The sequence below is a fragment of the Pseudoalteromonas sp. SWYJZ12 genome (assembly GCF_015864395.1).
Lineage (GTDB): Bacteria > Pseudomonadota > Gammaproteobacteria > Enterobacterales > Alteromonadaceae > Pseudoalteromonas > Pseudoalteromonas arctica.
This window is the reverse complement of record NZ_JADYXH010000013.1, coordinates 12,165-28,839: the sequence shown is the minus strand read 5'-3', so window position 1 is coordinate 28,839 and position 16,675 is coordinate 12,165. Positions and strand designations below refer to the sequence as shown.

The window sequence follows — 16,675 nt, the reverse complement described above, 5'->3', positions numbered from 1 at the left end:
GCTAATTTGTGTTTACTTTCTTTCGCCTTAAAAACTTATCACCAAATTGGAAAAAACCTAGACTAATTAAAATAATAACCGCACCAATTATTAGTTCTTGGCTTAATGACTCATTATTTAGCCAAGCTCCCAAGGCTAACGCAAAGCTAGGAGTTATAAGTGTAGTAAGTGATACCGTGCTTGCATTTAGGTTTTGCAGCACATGAAAATACGCCAAAGCCCCTACTAAAGATCCAAATATTCCTAGATAACCAATAGCCCACAATGATTTTGCACTCCAGTTTTGTATATGCAACTCACCATCTAATAACCACCAAGCAATAAAAAAGAGTGGGGTTACAAAAACTAAGGCACCAAATGTTGTCGCCATAGGATGAATCGCAATCTGTACGCGCTTGATCATCACACCACTTAAACTAAAAAAGCAGACAGCCATAAACACATAAAGCAACCCGAGCCCTTGAGTTTGCGAGTTTTGTACTTGGTTATAACTAACAAAATATAAGCCAATTAAAGCGCACGCTAACGCAACTAATTTAATCGGGCTAAATTTAGGTTCATTTAATAATTGCTGAGCAAGCAACCCCGACAAAATAGGTGCAAGGCCAAACATAAGCGAAATAATACCAGAAGGGACTGTTTTAGCTGCCATATAGCTCAACAACATACCGCCAAAAATACCTATACTCGAATAAAAATAAAGTAAGCATGCATTTTTGCTCCAAGGCACTCTAATATTTGTAATAGCAACAATTAAGCCACCTAATAATAGTCCCACCAGCATCCGCATTAACACTGCAAGTGTTGGCGATACAGTTTCACTACTCCACACTATACCCAATGGTGTAGTAGACCATATAAGAACCATTAAAAAATACGATACTTTAACTGGCAAGTGCCATCCCTACGCTTTATATGACTGAATAAAACAAAGAATAAATTATACGCTCACTACCGTGTTTTAGTACTTTTTAAACACTAAAGTCCTTAATAAATACAGTTGTAAATTGTAAGTTACATTTTAATACTGCTCTTTTATTACAAAACTATTTGAGATTTGAGCAACTAGTTATATGGTGCATCAATATTAATAATAATTAAGGTAATTAAGTGCTTAAAAATAAAACAACTGGAAGCATGTTAATTGTTGCAGGCACCACTATTGGTGCGGGTATGTTGGCATTGCCAATTGCATCTGCCGGGCTTGGGTTTAGTACTGCACTTGCATTAATAATTGCTAGCTGGTTACTAATGACCTACACCGCACTACTCATGTTAGAGCTACACCAATATGCACCACGCGATGCAACGTTAAATACATTGGCTAAATTATGGCTTGGAAAGCGCGGACAATATATTGCGAATTTTTCGATGGTTTTTTTATTTTACGCTTTATGCGCTGCTTATATTGCAGGTGGTGGTGCACAACTCCAAGCGCGTATAAATATAGGCTTTGACGTAAATATAGCCCCACAGTTTGGCTCTGTTATTCTCGCTGTTATTATTGCAAGTGTGGTAACGCTAGGCACTAGCAAGGTAGATAAACTAAACAGAGTGTTATTTACAATAAAAATTATTGTATTAGCTAGTTTGTTTTACATGCTTACCCCTTATGTGCAAGGTAAGCACTTATTAGAGATGCCTGTGGAGCAAGGATTAATCCTTTCAGCTATACCGGTTATATTTACTTCGTTTGGCTTTCATGGCTCTATCCCCTCTATTGTTAAATATGTTGGTGTTGAAATAAAAGTACTGCGCAAAGTAATGATTGCTGGAGCCGCCCTACCTTTAGTTATTTATATTTTTTGGCAACTACTTAGCCAAGGTATTATGAGCCAAGCTGATTTACTCAACAGCCAAGGTCTTAATGGGTTTGTATCTAGCGTGGCAAGTATTGCGCATAACCCAAGTGTGGCAACGGCCGTTAAGTTATTTGCTGATTTAGCACTTGCGACATCATTTTTAGGGGTGAGTTTAGGGTTATTTGATTTTTTTGCTGATGCATTTAAAAAGGGTGACAATAAAACAGACCGAATTAAAACGGCCTTAATTACGTTTATTCCGCCACTTGGCTTTGCATTGTTTTATCCTCAAGGCTTTATTATGGCCTTAGGGTACGCTGCAATAGCACTTGTTGTACTGGCAATATTTTTGCCTGTAGCAATGGTTTATAAACAGCGTACAACATCAAATAAAACAGGCTACCAAGTTAAAAGTGGGAATGTTGGGCTTGGTATAGCAACTATATGTGGCATAACTATTATTGCTGCGCAGTTTATGCAAATGGCGGGGCTTATTCCTGCTATCGGTTAAAGGTTGCTGCTTTTTGTTTAAATTTAGATAATAAAAAACCGCACATCATTATGATGTGCGGTTTTTTATATTAACTGCGTTTATTTACAAACGTCAGCTACAGCATTTGAAAAGTATTCAATATTTGAATGACTAACACCTGCAACATTTACGCGGCTAGAGCCAACTATGTAAATGCCGTATTCTTTTTGTAGGCGAGCAATTTGCTCTTTATTAATACCTAAGAAAGAAAACATACCGTTTTGGCGTTCAATAAATGAGAAGTCTTGAGCAATATCTTTAGTTGCTAAGCTTTCTTTAATTAAGCTACGTAAGCCATTTATACGACTACGCATTTCATCAAGCTCAGAGTGCCACAATTGTGTAAGCTCTGTACTGCTTAAAATAGTATTAACAATGTCAGCACCATGCGCTGGCGGCATTGAGTAAATACTACGTACAACGCTTAGCATTACAGAGTTTGAAATATCTGCTGTTGCGCTGTCTTTTGCAATTAGTGAACATGCACCAATACGCTCGCGGTATAGGCCAAAGTTTTTAGAACATGAAGAACAAATAATTAGCTCTTCTACTGCATCGGCTAAAATACGTAAGCCACGTGCATCTTCTTCAAGTGAAGCACCAAAGCCTTGGTACGCAATATCAACAAGTGGTGTAAAGCCAACTTCTTTTGCCAGTTCGGCAACCGTGTTCCACTGTGTTTCGTTTAAATCCATACCGCTTGGGTTATGACAACATGCATGCAGTAAAACCACATCACCTTTAGGCACTTGTTTAAGTGTGTTGATCATTTCATCAAACAATAAATCTTTATTTTCGTAATCGTAATATGGGTATTCTTTTACTGTTAAGCCTGCAGCTTCAAACAAGCTAATATGGTTAGCCCATGTTGGGTTAGTTACCCAAACAGTCGCGTCTGTATTACAACGCTTAATAAATTCAGCTGCAACACGAAGTGCACCCGTACCACCAGGAGCTTGTGCGGTACGTACGCGGTTAGCTAGTAATACTTGATGCTCACCTAATAGTAACTGCTCCATTTTTTGGCAGTAATCTAAATTACCCGCTAAACCAATGTAAGATTTGCTCATTTCGTTTTCAAGACGAAACGCTTCAGCTTTTTTAACCGCTTTAAGAACCGGTGTATTGCCTTGCTCATCTTTGTAGACACCTACACCTAAATCAATTTTATTAGGGTTTGTATCTTGTTTATAGGCCGCCATAAGGCCAAGAATAGGATCTGTTGGTAATGGTTTTAATACTGAGAACATTGGCTATCTCTTATCGTTATTTAGGGGTTAGCTGTTAAGCTAAGCTTAACATAAAAGCACATCATATTGACTAGCGTTATTTACACTAGAAAGTGAGGAATTTTAATACAACATGCAATTAAAACGGCAAGTGTCTTTTCATCAAAAAAATCATTTTTAAAGGCTTCTGCATCTACAATACCAACGCATTCATTTTGTGCATTAAATAAAGGTAGGCAGGTTTCTGATTTAACTTTAGGATCGCATGTGTAGTATTCACCACCTTGTGATAAATACGCCTCAACGTTATTAATAATGCGGCCCTTGTGAGATAGCGCAACCTGTACGTTGTTACTGCCAGCTGCAAATGCTTGCGTTAAAGGAAACAACGGACGACTAGGCGCTCCATGATAAGCCAATTTTAATAGTTGATTACCTTCAGGGGTATTAGTTGATTGATAAATACCATACCAATCAACGCCCGTTTGCTGCTCAATGTAGCTTACAATACTTTGTAAATTAGCCAGCTTAAACTGTGTTTGCTCATCATTTTTAATATAGTCAGTTAATTTGAATGGCTCATCTTGTAAGTAACCAAATAAACTACATGCACCGCCCTCGCCAAGCTCTGGTATTTGATACTCCCAACACACATCAGGCAAAGCAGTGTTTGCTAAATGTAGATCAAGCTTTTCAAGCTCTGTTGAAATCAAAGCTGGATTAGCACTAAGTTGTGCTTGTTTTAAGTAAGAAGAAATCATTTGGCCATCCATACATCTAAAGTTTCGAGAATAATAGCATGGATATTTTTACAGAGCTAGCTCAACTTGTAGCACATTTCAACTTGGTTACCACTGGCGTTATAAGTGACTTTTTCGGCTATTTCTTCTAATAAGGACACCCCTCTGCCAAATTCGTTATTAGCCTTTGCCAACTCATCGTGCTTACTACTAAACCCTCGGCCTGAATCACAAATAATAAAATATAAACTGAGCGTGTCGGGGCAATAGCGCATATCAATAATAATCATGGCATCTGTAAGTTTAGCAAGGGCTGCCTCTCTCAACTCGTAATATCGAAAAAAGCCGTCCTCTTGTTTTTTAATTTCTGAGTTAAGTCCTAATACACCATGATCAAGCGCATTGTTGTAAGCCTCAGACAACAGTAAAAATATATTAGAGCGATGAGTATTTAACCCCTCAACACTACTTAAAATATTAACGACGTCGTAAACGGGGTCTGTTTTTTTTATTTGCTCTGAGTTTAAGCTCAAAGACAAATTAAAAGCCAAAGTAGAAAATGCTTCTCGCTCTTGTTCCACAGGAATTAAAGGCAGGCAGTTTAGTAAAACAATGCTTAAATCGTCTTGCTGCTTAGTACCATCTGCAAACTTAGTAACATTAGCAACTATGTCTTCACTACTAATCATCGATTTACTTTTTAAGGTTTGTAAAAAACGCTCTTCCCCAAAAAATATATCCTCTTTGTTTGCTGTTTCTATAATACCGTCGGTTGCTAATACTAGGCGTGTATTACTATTTGTTTCAAAATGAATAACTTCATATTCAAATTCTTGTTCATCTAAAATCCCCAGCGCCATATGCTGAGATTCTAATGTTTGTTTTACATTACCGTCTTTATCTATTAGGTAGGCATCGGGTAAGCCGCCCATCCATGCAGAAACACTTTTACCTGATGCACTAAGCTCTATAATAGTCGCCGCACAAAACATGTGACCTGGTAGGAGGTTGTACAGTAGTGTATTTAGCTCACAGGCAATATCGTTAACAGCCATGCCTTTTTGTACCATATTATAAAACACACGAGAAACCGGCAACGCACCAATAGCAGCAGCTAGGCCGTGCCCAGTAAAATCGCCCAGCATGCAGTACAAATTACCAATTGGGCTTTGCGCAACCAAAAACATGTCACCATTAAACATAGATGCGGGTGATAAATTAAAATCTAAGTACTCTTTAAATTTTCCTTGGTTTTCTAATGAGTTATTAAAAATATGCTCAATTATTTCGTGTTCACGTTCAATTTGGTTGTGATGATATTCAAGTAGTTTCTTTTGTTGGTTTGCTTTTTTACTCAGCTCTCTGGTGCGAATATGTGCTTTAATTTTTGCATGCAGAATAACTTTTTCAAATGGTTTATGAATAAAGTCATCGCCACCCACTTCGAGGCAGCGCTCAAAACTTGCTTGATCTTCTAAGGAGGTTATAAAAATAATCGGTAAGTAAACTTCACTATACTGCTGCTTTATTTTTTCAGCAGCTTCAAAACCATCCATTACAGGCATTAAAACATCAAGTAAAACAACGTCTATTTGCTCTCTTTTAAGTACATTAAGTGCATCTAGCCCGTTATAAGCCACTGATATTTTATAACCCTCTTGCTCAAGCATTTTACTTAGTAAAATGCGGTTGAGCGCCTGATCATCCACAATTAACACATGTATCATTAGCTAATATCAAACTTTTTATCAAAACGTGAAATTTGTAGAATTTTTCTAAGCTGAGGTTGGCAATTGCTTATTTCGATAGTTTTCACTTGGCTATCAATGGTTTTTTTCATGTTAAGTAACATGCCAAGTGCTGAGCTATCCATGTAGTCAGTCTCTCTTAAATCGATAATAACCTTTACTGTTTTTTCGCTCATTTGGGCATAAGCTTGGCGAAAAGATTGCACTAAATTAAAGTCAAATTTACCTTTGATTTGTATTGTTAATGTAGTGCCATCGACTGATTCATTCTTAGTTAAACTCATATTAAACTCCAATAATATTTCCTTTGAACTAAATATAACCTGTTAAAAGTATTTAGCAAAAAGAAAAACACACAACTTCAAATTTGCTATCATTTACGCCAATATTTAATTAATTTTTATCCATAAAGGTAAGGTATGAGTGATAGTCACTTAGTATATTCAACAAGTACGGGGCGCATTGACCAGCCAAAACCAGAAAAAGAGTTAGAAGCTAAGCTTTTTAAAGATGGTTTTATTCGCATTGAGCGTCAAACAAAAGGACGTAAAGGCAAAGGCGTAATGTTAGTTGTAGGCATTGATCCAAAAGATCATGATTTAAAAAAGTTAGCTAAAACTATAAAAAGCAAAATGGGCCAAGGCGGCGCAGTAAAAGAAGGCATTATTGAAGTGCAAGGTGATGACCGCGATAAACTAAAAGCCATTTTAGAAGCGTTAAAATTTAAAGTTAAAATTGCGGGTGGTTAACCCGCAATTTTATTAACTACTTACTTCGCTATTTGAGAGTTCATTTAACCTTTCATACAATTTTGGTAGTTCGTGCTCAGCAATTGGTTTACTAAAATAATAGCCTTGTACAATGAAACAATTATTATTTTGTAAAAACTGCATCTGCTCTATTGTCTCAACCCCTTCTGCGACCACGTCTAGCTTTAACTTTTGCGCCATGGCAATAATAGCGGCAGTGATTTCCATATCATTTGTATCCTCAGGGATATCTTTTACAAATGAACGGTCAATTTTCAATATATCAACCGGGAATCGTTTTAAGTAACTGAGTGACGAATAGCCAGTACCAAAATCATCAATAGAAATAGATATACCTAAGGCTTTAAGCTCGTGGAGTTGTGTAATTGCAGCTTCTACATTTCCCATTAGCATACTTTCAGTCAGCTCTAAATGAAGGCGCTTAGCCGAAACACCCGTCCTAATTATCATTTTACTCAGTGTTGAGACTAAGCTTGAGTCTTTGAACTGGCGAGCCGATAAGTTTATCGATATATTATTTTCTAAGCCTTGCTTTGTTAATCTTACGGCAAAATCACAAGACTCTTGAAGCACCCATTCGCCTAATTCAACTATAAGGCCTGTCGCTTCTGCAATAGGAATAAATTTATCTGGAGGGATTGCGCCTTCAGTTGGGTGGAACCATCTTAATAACGCTTCATAGCCAATGACCTGATGAGTACGACTATCAACTTGAGGTTGGTAGTAAACTACAAACTGTTTTTCTTTTAGTCCTATACGTAGCTCATTTTCAATAAATAAACGCTCATTAGCAGCTGCGTTCAATTCTTGGCTATAAAAATGGAATGTATTACGCCCTTTTGCTTTTGCCTCATACATTGCTAAGTCAGCATGTTTTAATAACTGATCTTCTTCTAGGCTATCGTACGGAGCCATTGTAATACCAATACTCGCGCTCACAATAACTTCATTACTACCTAGTTTTATAGGCACATTCAGTGTTTTTTGAATTGTATTGGCAACATCAGTCGCGTGAGCTTGGCTTTCTATACCACTGAGTAATACTGCAAATTCATCACCACCTAAGCGCGCTATGGTGTCCTCGGCTCGTAAACGTTTTTTAAGTCTGTTTGCCACTTCAATTAATAATTGATCGCCGGCATCGTGACCTAATGTATCGTTAATACGTTTAAATTCGTCTAAATCAAAGTAAAACAATGCAAATGCATAGTGCCCTCGTTCTGCTAATGCCATTGATTTACGCAATTGCATTCTAAAAAACGTTCTGTTGGCAAGGCCCGTAAGGGTGTCAAAGTAAGCAAGCTGCTCCATTTTACGCTGGCTTTCTTTTACAAACGAAATATCTTGTGCAGATGCTACATAGCTGGTTATTTCACCGCCCTCTTCACGAATTGGCGAAACACTTAAAGACACCCAAATTGGCTCTTTATTCAAGCCTTGAATTAATGTATCACCGCGCCAGTAATTACGGCTGCGTAGATCTATGTCTATATCTTCAACTAAAATAGACATTTCTGAGGCAATAATATTAAGTAATGGTGCTCTATTAAAATGACTTTCTGGGTAGCCTGTCATTTCGAGCATTTTTGGATTCACGTATTCAATTACAAAATTCTCATCGGTGATCACAACGCCAGTGCCCGAGAATGCTACCGCTTTAGATAAACGGTTAGCTGCTTTTTCAGCAATTTCTTTTTCTGTAATTCTCTGGTTTAAGCCATCGATAAGTTTGCGAATTTCTACCGTCATGTCTCTAAATGAGCCATTAAGCGTACCAATTTCATCTTTGTTTTCTGGTGGAAATTCTGTAGTTAATTGACCTTTGCCAAAACTTGTAACTGCATAAACCAAAGTATGTAAACGGCGAAGGACTAGTTGATAAAGCGCTTGATGCAGCAATAAGGCAACTAAAATTGCGTATAAAATAAAGAGACCAAAAAACTTCAGTTTTAAATCTTGTAATGCAGATAACGTCGATGAACGCTTTTTATATACCCCTATGTACCAATCTAAGTCATCAATCTTACGAATATTGATAATATGAGCTTCGTCATTTTTTTCAAACGAATTTGCGTATTCAGGTAATTTCACCGCAATTACATCATCAATAATCGACTGCAGCGCTGGGTTTACAAATTCGTTAGTAGCGAGTGCTTTATTATCACTACCATAGTCGGCTAGTAAGGTCGGATTTAAATCTGGGTGTGCTAACAATTGCCCTTTACTATCAAACACAAGTAGGTGTTTTTCTTTATCACCGACAGGTAAAAATGAAATAAGTTTGTTGAGGGAAATATCGCTCCCTGTCACACCTAAAAACTCATTATCGACATAAACTGGCACTAGTAAGCTAATAACCCATTTGCGCCATACTGTATCGTAATAGACTTTTGACCATGCAGGCTCTCTTACTGTTTCAAGCGTGCTTTTAATCGATTTATAAGTTGAGCCATTCGTTGCTCTAAAGTCGGCAGGTGCGTTTAATGCCCAATTAGGGGGAGAAACACGAATAAAATCATCATCTGTTATTAGATAAAAGTTAAAAAAGTCGTGTACCAGTGTAGGAGAAATTATACGCCACAGCATCTCAGAATCATTAAATAGGCGTTTATAAAAAGGAGAGTAATTTTGCTGTGGTAAAAATGCTGCTGATAAACCATCAGCCGAGGCACTGCGAATCGTACCGTCACTATTAAATTGTAACTGTGATTTATTGCTTAAATTAATTGGTGAATTGGGTTGAAAAAGTTGTTGTGTTACTACGTTATTAGCTTGTTGAGCAATATTTACTTTTGTTTTAATGCGCTCATTAAATTGCTTCACTAATAAGTCTGTCGAGCTTTTTAAAACTTCGTGTTCTTCAAAAACGAGTTGCTTCTCTTCAGATTTAAGCATTAAGGCAGCCGCACATACCCCAGCTATTAAGCAAATAGCGGATATGAGTAGCGATAGTTTTACACTTAAAGAATTCAATCCAAAACGCGATGGAGGGCGTCTGTAAACCACGGGTCAACCTTAATTATTAATAATTGTTATTATTTGAACCAGTTAACGAAATATACCAGATCCGCATTCATATATATAAATTATTTGTAAACTTTCTATAAAAACTAATATAGGGAAATAAATAGTACTCTAAGCTTATTTAGATCTTTATTGACATTGGTAGCAACTCTCCATACATTAACTGCATGAACATATTTATCTCTCGCACTTTTTTTTCGTTTTTTAGCTTCTTTATATAGAAGAGGCTTCCCTGTTTGTGAGATAAAATCAATCGAATAGTAAAGCCTCCCAACCGGGAGGCTTTTTTGTTTTTGCTGTGTAATAACAGCTTACTTTTGGAATGAGGATACCAAAATGACAAATGATGTATTAAATGCACTAAGACACGATATAAATGAAATAGACTCCGACTTACTCGTATTATTAGCTAAACGTCGTCGTATTAGCCACGGTGTGGTTGAATATAAAATCGCCAACAACAAGCCAATTCGCGATGAAGCACGTGAACTCGCACTTTTAGAGAAACTGATTGGTTATGGTAAATCACTAGGTTTAGATGCTTACTACGTGAATAATGTTTTTCAAACTATTTTGGAAGACTCTGTTTTACACCAACAAGCAATGCTACAAAAAAACCTGAATCCAGATGCCCTTAGTGAAACACACCGTGTAACTTACTTAGGTGGTCAGGGTTCTTATAGCCAACTAGCATGCCATAAATATTTTAGCCGCCGCCCGGGTAAATTAGTTGAAATTGGCTGTACATCGTTTGACGAAATAACAGGTAAAGTAGAAAACGGACAAGCTGATTTTGGTTTATTACCCATTGAAAACACAAGCTCTGGCAGTATTAACGAGGTGTTTGACTTATTACAGCACGCGCAAGTGTCTATTGTTGGAGAAGTAACTCACAGTGTAGAGCATTGCTTACTCGCCAACCCTGATACTGAACTTAGTCAACTAATAAAAATATTTGCACACCCACAACCATTTGCGCAGTGCAGCCGCTTTTTACAGGGCTTAGGTGATTTACAACACGAAACATGTGACTCAACATCAAGCGCGCTACAATCAGCTCTGAACACACCATACAGTGCTGCAATTGGCTCTGCACAAGCGGGGAAAAACGTAGGGCTTGAGGTTATTAAATCAAACCTAGCTAATCAAAGCGAAAACCATAGCCGCTTTATTGTTGTTGCACGTAAACCTCTACAAGTGTCTAACCAAATTCCAACTAAAACTAGTTTGATCATGTCGACAAAACAACAAGCGGGCTCACTAGCCGATGCGTTAATGATTTTTAAGCAGCATAAGATTAATTTAGTAAAACTTGAATCTCGCCCTACTCCGGGCAATCCGTGGGAAGAAGTTTTTTATGTTGACCTAGAAGCAAATTTAGCTGAAAGCCAAGTAAAAGAAGCGCTAGAAGAACTTAAAGAGCACACCCAATATGTACGTATTTTAGGATGCTACCAAAGCGAGTCACTACAGGCAGTAAGCGTTAATACTTAATAAGCAATTTTACAAATCAAAAAGGGCCGATATCGGCCCTTTTTCGTTAACTAGTACCAGTCTGCATAAATATTTTAGCAATTTAACGAATTAAATCCCCATACTTAAGCAATCGGTATAACAAATATTAATCTAAAACTTTTGAATCATTCGCTTTATTTAATAAGCTTCTGCTTTGCGTTAAAAAGTGTTCTGTCGAGTCAGAAAAGTAAACTTTCGCCTGCGCAAAAGAATCAATAAGCGCTGCTTTATCTCCCGCTTTTAATTTTGCTAACGTACTTGCGAAGGTATCTTGGTACTGTGCAAGTAAGGTTTCTACATCATCGAATTGTGCTAGCATAATATCTGAGTAAAGCTCAGGCGACTGCGCAAATAAACGCCCTACCATCATCAGTTCTAATTGATATATAGGTGACGAGCAGCTACGTAATTCTTCTAGTGTATGACTTTGTTTTGCTAGAAATTGTCCGTACACAAATGTCGTTAAATGGCGCATTACCTGAATAATTTGCATTGCTTCATCATGCTTTTTAGCATCAAGCTCAACAAGCTGACAACCCCATACTTGTAACTGCTGTAACAAACCTTTTGCCGCTTGGTGTTCTCGCCCTTCACATACAACAACTGTTTGTTTTACCCAGTGTGATATATCAGGCCCAAACATAGGATGTAAACCAACCACAGGGCCACTGTGCGCAGCTTTTAGTGCTTTAATAGGCGATTGCTTTACCGATGTAATATCAACTAGTAAACAGTCTTCATCTAGTTTAGGTAACTTAGCAACGACAGCGTCCAATGCATTAATAGGTACGCTAATCATTACCAGCTTGGCACCTTTTAAAATACTTTTAGCATCGTTTTGCTGATCTTTATCTAAGATTTTAACTTCGTAACCTGAGCGAATAAACTGCTGTGCAAATAACTGGCCCATGGCACCTTGACCACCCACAATCACAATTGGCGAAAGCTCTGGCGCTGCGCATGCAAGTTTTGCTTGTTGGTTTTGATAGGCTTCTCGCATCATGCGTCTTAGTATATCTTCAACGAGATCTGGGCTTACATTTTGATTTATTGCTTCTTGTCGTCTTGCCGCTAATAGCTCTGCTTCACGGACAGGTGCATGTAAAGGCGCGCCTGTTTGTTGTTTTATCTCACCAATTTTTTGCGTAATACCATTACGTTTAGCGAGTAAGGCAACAAGTTGTGCATCGCATTCATCTATACCTTCTCTTAGCTGTGCTAAATCACTTATGTCAGCCACGTTCGTCCCACCTTAAAAAACCAAATAACGTAAATATAAATTTACATAAAAGTAAACTAATCAATACGATAAATACTAACAGGATCAGCTAACTGAGAAAAGGCTAAAGCGGAAATTTTACTAATGAGGAATTGAGAATTGAGAATTGAGAAAATAATATTCTAAAACCAAAACGGGTTGCAACCCGAAGGATGCAACCCGTTTTTTTGCGTTGATAAACAGCGCGTATTAGTTAAGTTTTTCTCTAATACGTGCAGATTTACCAGAACGCTCACGTAGATAGTAAAGCTTAGCACGGCGAACTGCACCGCGACGCTTAACTGTTACGCTATCAATAAGAGGGCTGTGCGTTTGGAATACACGCTCAACGCCTTCACCGTTCGAGATTTTACGAACTGTGAATGCTGAGTGAAGACCACGATTACGCTTAGCGATTACAACACCTTCAAAGGCCTGTAGACGCTCTTTAGCACCTTCTTTTACTTTTACCTGTACAACCACTGTATCACCAGGGCCAAATGCAGGTACGTCTGTTTTAAGCTGCTCATCTTCAAGCGCTTTAATAATATTTTGGTTTACTTTTGCCATTATGTTTCTCACTTTCCTAGGTGTAACTGTCTTCTAGCCACAAGCTTTTTGGTACTCTTGCTGAAATTTCGCGAGTAATACCGCTTGCTCCTCAGTCAGAGCTAGGTTATGCAACAAGTCAGGACGTCGTAACCAAGTTCTGCCTAATGACTGCATAAGCCGCCATTTTGCTATCTCTTGGTGGTTACCACTGAGTAATACAGCAGGAACCTGTTTGTCGTCCAATGTTTCTGGTCGTGTATAGTGTGGACAATCTAACAAGCCATCCGAAAATGAATCTTGTTCCGCTGACTGGTTATGACCTAACACACCTGGCACTAATCGCGCTACTGCGTCAATTAATGTCATGGCAGGTAGTTCACCACCACTCAAAATAAAATCACCAATTGACCATTCTTCGTCAACATATGATTCTATTATTCTCTCATCTATACCTTCATAGCGACCGGCAATCAAAATCAGTTTTTTAGAGTTAGCGAGTTCGCTAGCACCTTGCTGATCAAGTTTGCGCCCTTGCGGGGACATATAAATTACTTTAGCACCATCACCAGCTGCTTTTTTAGCTTCGGCAATCGCTTTTTTTAATGGCTCAACCATCATTAACATACCAGGTCCGCCCCCGTAAGGACGGTCATCTACGGTTCTATGCTTATCTAAAGCGTAGTCTCGCGGATTCCAGCAGTTAAAATCAATTAAGCCATTTTTTACTGCGCGACCGGTAACACCTTGGTCTGTAATAGCGTCAAACATGTCTGGAAAAAGGCTTATCACCCCTACCCATAATGAACTAGTTTGCGTCATTAAAAACCAGGATCCCAGTCTACGGTAATTTCTCTTGCGTCGTATTTAACTTCTTTAATAACTGAATCAGTTAAAAAAGGAATCAAACGCTCAGCTTGACCAAATGCGTCTTTACTGTTTGCTTTAACAACCAGTACGTCATTTGACCCTGTCTCCATCAGGTCATCAACAATGCCTAAGCTATAACCTTTATCGGTTACAACAGACATGCCAATGAGATCTCGCCAATAGAACTCACCTTGCGGGAGTTCTGGTAAATGCGCTGCATCCATTGAGATTTCTGCATGGGTATAAGCCATTGCTTCGTCTCGGTCGTTTACCTGCGCAAATTTAGCGATAAAGCCTTTGTTGTGGCGACGCCAGTCGACCACTTCTAAGGACTGCCATTTACCTTGCTGCCCTATCAACCACGGGCTGAAATCGAAGATCCCTACGGGATCATCAGTAAATGAATGTACCTTAAGCCAGCCCTTTATACCATATGGGGCACCGAGCTTTCCTACGACAATTATTGATGAGGTGTTCTCTTGACTCATGGTTACACTTACGCCTATTAAGCCGCTTTACGAGCGTCTTTTACTAACTTAGCTACGCGATCTGAAAGAGATGCGCCCTGACCTACCCAGTGTTCAACACGTGGTAAATCTAAACGAATTTTTTCTTCTTGACCTGAAGCAATTGGGTTAAAAAAGCCTACTTTCTCGATGAAGCGACCGTCACGCGAGAAACGGCTATCCGCAACCACAATTTGATAGAAAGGGCGTTTTTTAGCGCCACCACGTTGCAAACGAATAGTTACCATACCGTCCTCTATAAAGATTGACTGTTTTCATTAATAAGATTTACTCCCCAGAATGGGGAGCTGGGGAATTGTACGAGTTTTTGGCAATAACGCAAGTAAGAAGTGAACCAAAAAGGCAGTTTAGTAGGTTAAACCGTGATCTCAACGACAAATAAGAGTTAAAGGTGTATTACATGCATAATTTATTCAACAAAAAAGGAGCTATTTGCTCCTTTAAATATGATTCGCTATTATTTTAAAAAGTAACTTAATGGTACTTTTTAAAATTTAGGACCGCCGCCGCCCATCATTCCAGGTGGTAACATGCCTTTCATACCGCGCATCATTTTAGTCATGCCGCCTTTACCTTTCATTTTTTTCATCATTTTTTGCATTTGCGTAAACTGCTTAAGCAACTTATTAATCTCTTGTACTTGTGTACCAGAGCCAGCTGCTATGCGTTTTTTACGCGAACCTTTAATGATTTCTGGGCGTGCACGCTCTTTTTTAGTCATAGAGCTAATAATAGCTTCCATTTGGATAAATGTTTTATCACCCATTTGACCTTTAACAGCATCTGGTAAGTTAGACATACCAGGGAGCTTATCAAGCATTGACATCATGCCACCCATGCTTTTCATTTGCTTTAATTGGTCAGCAAAATCATCAAGAGTAAAACCTGCGCCTTTAAATACTTTTTCAGCAACTCTAGCAGCTTGCTCTTTATCTACTTTCATCTCGACTTCTTCGATTAATGAAAGTACGTCACCCATACCTAAAATACGCGACGCTATACGGTCTGGGTGGAAAGGTTCAAGTGCGTCAGTGCGCTCACCCACACCCATAAACTTAATAGGCTTGCCAGTGATGTGACGAATAGATAAAGCAGCACCACCACGCGCATCACCATCGGTTTTTGTTAATATAACACCGGTAAGTGGTAATGCTTCGTCGAATGCTTTAGCTGTATTCGCCGCATCTTGACCTGTCATTGCATCAACAACGAACAAGGTTTCAATTGGATTGATTGCTTTGTGAAGATCTTTAATTTCATCCATCATGTTGCTATCAACATGTAGACGACCTGCAGTATCAACAAGTACTACATCTATAAATTTCTTTTTAGCATGAGAAATTGCAGCGGTTGCAATATCAACAGGCTTTTGCGAAATATCACTTGGGAAGAAATCAACATCAACTTCTGCTGCAAGCGTTTCTAGCTGTTTAATCGCCGCAGGGCGATAAACATCGGCACTTACTACAAGTACTGATTTCTTTTTTCGCTCTTTTAAAAACTTAGCAAGCTTAGCTACACTGGTGGTTTTACCCGCACCTTGTAGACCCGCTACCATTACAACGGCTGGCGGTTGCGCATTTAGACTTAGCTCTTCATTAGCCTCGCCCATTGCTTTTTCTAGTTCTTCACGCACTATTTTTATAAATACTTGGCCTGGGCTTAAGCTTTTTGTAACTTCAACCCCAACTGCACGTTCTTTAACTTGTTTTACAAAGTCGCGAACAACAGGCAATGCCACATCGGCTTCTAAAAATGCCATACGCACTTCGCGAAGTGTGTCTTTTATGTTGTCTTCCGTCAGACGGCCACGGCCACTGATATTTTTTAAGGTTTTACCTAATCGTTCTTGGAGGTTCTCAAACATGTAACGGTTCCGATAAGACGTTTATATCAATCCATTTAAATTTTACGATTAATTTGATTTTTCAATTAACCTAGATTGACTTATTAAGTTTCAATTAAAAGTAGTATACCGTATATGGCGCCTTACAATATAGTGTTCAAGTGCACCTTGATGAGTTTCTTTTTTTAAGGTCTATGCATTTGCTTTGCTATAAAATACAATGGCTATATAACAACAAGGTTTATTTTGTCTCAAATTAAGTGGC

At 38.4% G+C, this 16,675-nt stretch carries 15 protein-coding genes and 1 other annotated feature; of the genes, 3 read left to right on the top strand and 12 right to left on the bottom strand.

Features of this window, described 5'->3' with window-relative positions; all coding sequences use genetic code 11:
- Position 1: 1 nt before the first annotated feature.
- The gene (locus tag I6F42_RS13910) at positions 2–895 is read right to left on the bottom strand and encodes a DMT family transporter (RefSeq protein ID WP_197152496.1); all 894 of its coding nucleotides are present in this window, start codon (positions 893–895) and stop codon (positions 2–4) included.
- 215 nt (positions 896–1,110) lie between these two features.
- Here I6F42_RS13910 and I6F42_RS13905 point away from each other — a divergent pair, with 215 nt between their 5' ends.
- Positions 1,111–2,313 carry an aromatic amino acid transport family protein gene (locus I6F42_RS13905; protein ID WP_197152495.1) on the top strand — a complete coding sequence of 401 codons (1,203 nt, stop codon included), beginning with the start codon at positions 1,111–1,113 and terminating at the stop codon, positions 2,311–2,313.
- 80 nt (positions 2,314–2,393) lie between these two features.
- Here the strand turns inward: I6F42_RS13905 and I6F42_RS13900 are convergent, their stop codons facing one another.
- From I6F42_RS13900 to I6F42_RS13885, 4 genes are all read right to left on the bottom strand, one after another.
- Positions 2,394–3,584, bottom strand: coding sequence for an amino acid aminotransferase (locus tag I6F42_RS13900; RefSeq protein ID WP_010554636.1), 1,191 nt, complete (start codon positions 3,582–3,584; stop codon positions 2,394–2,396).
- 80 nt (positions 3,585–3,664) lie between these two features.
- Entirely contained in the window at positions 3,665–4,324 is a 660-nt protein-coding gene (locus I6F42_RS13895) for a GAF domain-containing protein (protein WP_197111200.1), read from the bottom strand.
- A gap of 56 nt (positions 4,325–4,380) precedes the next feature.
- Positions 4,381–6,030 carry a SpoIIE family protein phosphatase gene (locus I6F42_RS13890; protein WP_197152494.1) on the bottom strand — a complete coding sequence of 550 codons (1,650 nt, stop codon included), beginning with the start codon at positions 6,028–6,030 and terminating at the stop codon, positions 4,381–4,383.
- Positions 6,030–6,335, bottom strand: a complete 306-nt coding sequence (locus I6F42_RS13885; protein ID WP_002962948.1) for an STAS domain-containing protein — start codon at positions 6,333–6,335, stop codon at positions 6,030–6,032. The genes I6F42_RS13890 and I6F42_RS13885 overlap by 1 nt, the downstream gene beginning before the upstream one ends.
- A 135-nt stretch (positions 6,336–6,470) precedes the next feature.
- Between I6F42_RS13885 and I6F42_RS13880 the strand changes: the two genes are divergently transcribed.
- Entirely contained in the window at positions 6,471–6,800 is a 330-nt protein-coding gene (locus tag I6F42_RS13880) for a translation initiation factor (protein WP_007581414.1), read from the top strand.
- A gap of 12 nt (positions 6,801–6,812) precedes the next feature.
- Here the strand turns inward: I6F42_RS13880 and I6F42_RS13875 are convergent, their stop codons facing one another.
- Positions 6,813–9,827: an EAL domain-containing protein gene (locus I6F42_RS13875; protein ID WP_021032079.1), complete on the bottom strand. Its 3,015-nt coding sequence runs from the start codon at positions 9,825–9,827 to the stop codon at positions 6,813–6,815.
- Between the two features lie 192 nt (positions 9,828–10,019).
- Positions 10,020–10,137: a sequence feature (Phe leader region), on the top strand.
- A gap of 44 nt (positions 10,138–10,181) precedes the next feature.
- Between I6F42_RS13875 and I6F42_RS13870 the strand changes: the two genes are divergently transcribed.
- Positions 10,182–11,339, top strand: coding sequence for a chorismate mutase (locus tag I6F42_RS13870; RefSeq protein ID WP_197152493.1), 1,158 nt, complete (start codon positions 10,182–10,184; stop codon positions 11,337–11,339).
- Positions 11,340–11,466: 127 nt separating this feature from the next.
- On the opposite strand, the gene tyrA is transcribed toward I6F42_RS13870, so the two are convergent.
- The 6 genes from tyrA to ffh form a co-directional block, all read right to left on the bottom strand.
- A complete protein-coding gene (gene tyrA / locus I6F42_RS13865) occupies positions 11,467–12,600 on the bottom strand; it encodes a bifunctional chorismate mutase/prephenate dehydrogenase (protein ID WP_197152492.1) in 1,134 nt (377 codons plus the stop codon).
- A 228-nt stretch (positions 12,601–12,828) separates the two neighbouring features.
- The gene (gene rplS, locus I6F42_RS13860) at positions 12,829–13,188 is read right to left on the bottom strand and encodes a 50S ribosomal protein L19 (protein WP_007581406.1); all 360 of its coding nucleotides are present in this window, start codon (positions 13,186–13,188) and stop codon (positions 12,829–12,831) included.
- A gap of 33 nt (positions 13,189–13,221) precedes the next feature.
- Complete coding sequence (trmD, locus tag I6F42_RS13855) at positions 13,222–13,989, bottom strand: tRNA (guanosine(37)-N1)-methyltransferase TrmD (protein WP_007581405.1); 768 nt, start codon at positions 13,987–13,989, stop codon at positions 13,222–13,224.
- Entirely contained in the window at positions 13,989–14,525 is a 537-nt protein-coding gene (rimM, locus tag I6F42_RS13850) for a ribosome maturation factor RimM (protein WP_010554631.1), read from the bottom strand. The genes trmD and rimM overlap by 1 nt, the downstream gene beginning before the upstream one ends.
- Positions 14,526–14,542: 17 nt before the next feature.
- Complete coding sequence (gene rpsP / locus I6F42_RS13845; RefSeq protein ID WP_002962192.1) at positions 14,543–14,791, bottom strand: 30S ribosomal protein S16; 249 nt, start codon at positions 14,789–14,791, stop codon at positions 14,543–14,545.
- A 260-nt stretch (positions 14,792–15,051) separates the two neighbouring features.
- A complete protein-coding gene (ffh, locus tag I6F42_RS13840) occupies positions 15,052–16,431 on the bottom strand; it encodes a signal recognition particle protein (protein WP_007581399.1) in 1,380 nt (459 codons plus the stop codon).
- Positions 16,432–16,675: the final 244 nt, after the last annotated feature.